Source organism: Psychrobacillus sp. (genome assembly GCF_056205495.1).
The window spans coordinates 1-5,000 of the sequence record NZ_JBAEAP010000234.1 but is presented as its reverse complement, the minus strand read 5'-3'; the positions used below and the strand labels follow the sequence as shown (position 1 = coordinate 5,000).

Here is a 5,000-nt window from a genome sequence, read left to right as displayed (position 1 = left end):
TATGGGATAGTCTTGTGCCTCTTTTGCATGAATCGGTCGGTTCTCACCCATAATCGGTCGGTTTCGCTGGATTATCGGTCGGTTCTCCCGGATTATCGGTCGGTTCGCGCTATTAATCAGTCGGTCCCCCTATTTATTGGCCCACTGGCTTAATTTATCTTCCGAATTTCAGCTCCCTCAAGAAAAGCTACAATGTCCTCTACTGCTTCTGTAAAGTAGACGCGGTAATTATGTTCACTTACATATCCTAAATGAGGAGTTGCCAGAACGTTAGTTAGCGTACGATATGGATGTTTCTCTGGCAATGGCTCTTCATCAAATACATCTAAGCCTGCTCCTGCAATCCAGTTTTCTTCTAATGCCTTTATTAGTGCCTGTTCGTCTACAATTGCTGCTCGTGATGTATTGATGAGATAAGCACTACGCTTCATCTGCTCTAATTCCTGCTTGCCTATTATTCCTCTTGTTCTGTCACTTAATACAAGGTGAACCGACACGAAGTCACTTGTTTTCAAGAGCTCTTCCTTTGAATTTGCTAAACGAACTCCTAATTTATCTGTATCTTCCTTCGTAAGGTTTTGGCTCCATGCAATAACGTCCATCCCAAATGCTTGGGCTATCGTAGCCATACGTCCTCCGATTTTGCCCAATCCAAGGAGTCCCAACGTTCTTCCATGTAAATCCGCTCCTACTGTGCTTTGCCATGGACCGTTTTCTCTTAAAGCTCTATTCTCCAAAGTAATATTTCTAGCGAGATTTAAGAGTAGTGCCCAAGTAAGCTCAGTCGGTGGCTCCGAGGAGCTCGCAGTACCACAAACAGTTACTCCATACGTTGAAGCAGCAGCTAAATCAATCGAGGCATTCCTCATCCCTGAGGTGATTAAGAGTTTTAATTTAGGTAATTTTTCAAATAAAGAAGCCGTGAAGGCAGTTCGTTCTCGCATAATCACAATAATTTCATACTCTTTGATTTCCTCTATTAGCTCTTCTTCATTATTGAAATGCTTCGTGAAGGAGCGTACCATCACCTGCTCCTCAATAGATGTCCAGTCTGCCATTTTTAAAGCGACTTGCTGATAGTCATCTAAAATTGCACATTTTAATTTCATATCATTTCCTCCTCACTTATTACTTCACATAATCCCAAATTATTTGCACAATCAATAATACGGTTACTACTCTTAGTAAAGGCTTAATATGCTCTGATTTTAATTTCCGGGCAAGCCTTACACCTAGCTGCGCTCCAATAATTGCACCAATCATTAAAGCAATGGTCACTGGCCACATGATCTTCCCCGTGGATATATACGTAATAGAAGCACCAAAGCAGCTTGCGAATACACCGATTCTAGCAAGGCCAACAGCCCTGATGTATGCAATTTTCTCGCTGGCATACAAGTAAAGGGCAAGGGTGCTGCTCCCTGGACCAAACATTCCATCATAAATGCCTATACCTAATAAGGATGGAATTGTTTTTCTATTCAGCTGAAAGGTCGATGTCCCATCAAAATTTCCTTTTCCCATAAATGAGTTGATGAAAGCAAAGCTTAATAATAGGATTGCTATGACCATGAGTGTCTCTCCACTAAGAAAGGATGCCGTAAGTCCCCCTAAAATTCCTCCACCTAAACAAAATACTAGAACAGACAACGCCTCTTTCGCTGACACTTCCTTTTTAGTAAAAATAACTAAAAAGCTAGATAGGGAGCTCACAGTATTTGAAACCTTGTTGGCACCAATAGCTGAATGAATCGGTAAGCCCATTAGCAGCATCATTGGAAGACTGATCAGTCCTCCCCCTCCAACTAGCGTACCAACCATATTTCCTGCAATCCCAATAATAAAAAATATTAGAAATTCCATTATTTTGCCTTCTTTCTAAACTTCTCTGTAAATTCAGCATACTCCTCCATTTATGATAAGTAAATTTGATAGAATCTATCGTTTCTCATTTGTAAAACTTATGGTAAAGAGCAGGATTCTGCATTTCTTTCCTAGAAGTAGTACTAGAGGAGGTTTTTATATGAAAAGACTCATACTTTTAACACTTCTATTAGTTGGTTGTTCTGAAGAAGCAGCCGAACCGGAAAAAGAAGCTGCAGATAAAATAGCAACCAATTTAGAAATCCCATGGGCAATCAATCAACAGGACAGTATCTTTTATATATCAGAGAGAGTAGGTACAATAGCTGTCATTGATGGGTCCACCGTCACCCATGAGGAAGTCCTATTTTCGGATACCTTGTCCTCAGCAGCTGAGGCTGGTCTTCTTGGCTTTGTCCTAAAAACTGATTTCAGCAAAACCAATGAGGCATTTGCCTATTACACGTATGACAAAGACGGTGAATCCTTTAATCGTGTAGTGACTTTAAAACGAGAGAATAATCAGTGGCAGGAAACTGAAATACACCTCGATGATATAAAGACTGGTAATATCCATCATGGGGGAAGACTTGAAATTGGTCCTGATCGTAAGTTATATGTAACTATTGGTGATGCAGGTGACCCTGAGCTTGCTCAGGACGATACTTCCTTGAACGGTAAAATTGTACGAATGGAGGAGGATGGATCGTTCCAAATTTTCTCCATTGGTCACCGAAATCCACAGGGACTTGCTTGGCACGAGAATGGGACTCTTTTTGAGGCAGAGCATGGTCAATCTGCTAATGATGAGGTCAATTTAATAGAGCAAGGAAAAAACTATGGTTATCCTATCATTGAAGGTTCTGAAACTAAGAACGGCTATGTAACACCGCTCATTACTTCTGGCAGTAATGAGACTTGGGCACCGTCTGGAATAACCTTTCACAAAGGAAAGCTATATGTCGCTTCCCTCCGTGGAGAAGCTGTTAAGGTCATGAATGTTGAAACTGGTAAGGTAGAACAATCTATCACTGGCTTTGGTAGAGTGCGTGATGTCTACTCTGATGGAGAATCGTTGTACTTTGTTACTAATAATACCGATGGACGCGGTAATCCAAGCGAGGAGGATGATATCTTATATAAATTAAACTAAAAAGTGGAAGCAAGGAATTTCAGAGTATTTTAGTTTTTATGTGACTAATATATTCTCATCTAAAAAGCATCTATCACAGATGCTTTTTTTCTTAGATTTTTCGCTTATATTTTAAGGAGATTGCTTGGTCCTCTGGGTTACTCTCATAAGCTTGCTCCTCACGTTGAAACACAAAGCCACGTGCCTCATAAAAAGGAATTCCAAGCATATTATTTTTGGCTACGGACACCCATTGCTCGTGCGCACCATACTTCGTTTTCTGAACATCAGATAAATAGTTTAAAAGCTTTGTCCCAATTCCTTTGTTTCGTTTCTCGGGATCCAAGTAAAGGACATATACCTCAGCAATTCCTTCTTCGTCTACCCCGCCACCTATAGCACCAACTATTTCATTGTTAAGCAGAGCGACAAAGTATCCATTCCAATAACGATTGGTTTCTGCAATTTCCTTTTCAATTCTATCCACTGTGTAAAACTTTTCAATAACACCTTCTATGTATTCATTGGAATATAAATTCTTGTATGTGTTCCATTGAGCGGCCACACATACATCCACTATCCCTTGTTCATCTCCAGGTATTGCTTTCCTTACTATCACCTGGTTAACCTTAAGACATAAAGCTAATTGAATTCCAGCACTCCCTAAATATCTTCGTCCTTCGTCGATAAAACCATTTTTTAAGTAGACAGCCTGAGCAGCTTTATTAGCCTCATTGACACCAAGCACAACTTGCTCAATAGATGGAAAATGTTCCATTACAAACTGGGGTAAAAGCTGCATAGAAGACTTTGCTATTCCTCTCCCTTGGAAACTAGGATGAACGGAATAACCTCTAAGTAGGATACTTTCTTTCCTATCAGTATAATTTAACTTATCGTCTCCAGTATCCAACACGAAAAATCCAGCCACCTCTTCCCCTTCTAATATCAGTACAGGTGAATAAGAAGGACACATTTCAACCTTTTTAAGCATTTCTATTGGGTGTCCTGTGAAGCCTAATTGCTCTTCAGACAATGGATAATGGTCTAATGCCTCTCGATGCTTTGATTCATACATGCGCAATGTAATCATGTTTCTCCCTCCCTCTTTTTATTAGCATATCATAAAATTTCTGCTAGACTAGAGGTAATTAAGGAGGTAGATCCCATTGAACATTGCCATCATTGGCGGTGGTATTGGAGGACTTTGTACAGCGGTTACTCTGCAAAAGCAAGGTCATGAGGTGCACGTGTTTGAGTCCGCTCAAGCTTTCCAACCAGTTGGTGCTGGAATAGGAATTGGCTCCAATGCTATGCAAGCACTTATGGAGATTGGCGTCGGTGAGGAGATATTCCGCAATGGCTATATCCTAAACACACAGGTCTTTCAGGACATGCATGGAAAAATGCTCAATACGATTGATTTCTCTGTTCTCAAAGAAATGTTTGGACAAGAGAATATCACCATCCATCGAGCAAACCTCCATCGAACCTTTCTCGAAAATCTAAAACCAAATACCATTGAATTTAATAAAAGATGTATACGTGTTAAGCAAAATAAGGAGAGGGTTACTGCTTTTTTCGAGGATGGGACAGCCTTTGAAGCTGAGCTACTTATAGCGGCAGACGGCATTAATTCTCCCATTCGTCAACAGCTCGTTCCTGAATCTAAACCAAGGTATGCTGGATATACTTGCTGGAGAGGGATAACTGAAAACAATGGGCGAGTAAAAGAATATACATCCACAGAGCTTTGGTCCACAAAAGGGAGATTTGGCATGGCACCAATGAAAGATGGCTTCATTTATTGGTTTGCTTGTATTAACACTTCTCCAAAAAATCCTGACTTTCAATACTTAAAGCCTAAAGAAGTGTCATTTCTCTTTGAACATTTTCCACGGGTAGCATCAGATATTATTGCAAGTACTCCGGAGGAAAAATTGCTTCATCATGACATTTCAGATATCAAGCCACTACGAAATTTTGTGTTCGATCGAGTTGTCTT

At 40.3% G+C, this 5,000-nt stretch carries 5 protein-coding genes; 2 read left to right on the top strand and 3 right to left on the bottom strand.

Annotation, left to right across the window (positions count from 1 at the left end; translation table 11 throughout):
- Positions 1 to 149: 149 nt before the first annotated feature.
- Entirely contained in the window at positions 150 to 1,109 is a 960-nt protein-coding gene (locus AC06OU_RS06725; protein WP_475854839.1) for a D-2-hydroxyacid dehydrogenase family protein, read from the bottom strand.
- Positions 1,110 to 1,128: 19 nt separating this feature from the next.
- The gene (locus AC06OU_RS06720; RefSeq protein WP_251557087.1) at positions 1,129 to 1,863 is read right to left on the bottom strand and encodes a sulfite exporter TauE/SafE family protein; all 735 of its coding nucleotides are present in this window, start codon (positions 1,861 to 1,863) and stop codon (positions 1,129 to 1,131) included.
- A gap of 160 nt (positions 1,864 to 2,023) precedes the next feature.
- On the opposite strand from AC06OU_RS06720, the gene AC06OU_RS06715 reads away from it, so the two are divergent.
- A complete protein-coding gene (locus AC06OU_RS06715) occupies positions 2,024 to 3,016 on the top strand; it encodes a PQQ-dependent sugar dehydrogenase (protein WP_475854837.1) in 993 nt (330 codons plus the stop codon).
- 91 nt (positions 3,017 to 3,107) lie between these two features.
- On the opposite strand, the gene AC06OU_RS06710 is transcribed toward AC06OU_RS06715, so the two are convergent.
- Positions 3,108 to 4,088, bottom strand: a complete 981-nt coding sequence (locus AC06OU_RS06710; RefSeq protein ID WP_475854836.1) for a GNAT family N-acetyltransferase — start codon at positions 4,086 to 4,088, stop codon at positions 3,108 to 3,110.
- A gap of 76 nt (positions 4,089 to 4,164) precedes the next feature.
- Here AC06OU_RS06710 and AC06OU_RS06705 point away from each other — a divergent pair.
- The coding region (locus AC06OU_RS06705) for an FAD-dependent monooxygenase (RefSeq protein ID WP_475854834.1) at positions 4,165 to 5,000 on the top strand (836 nt) is incomplete at its 3' end.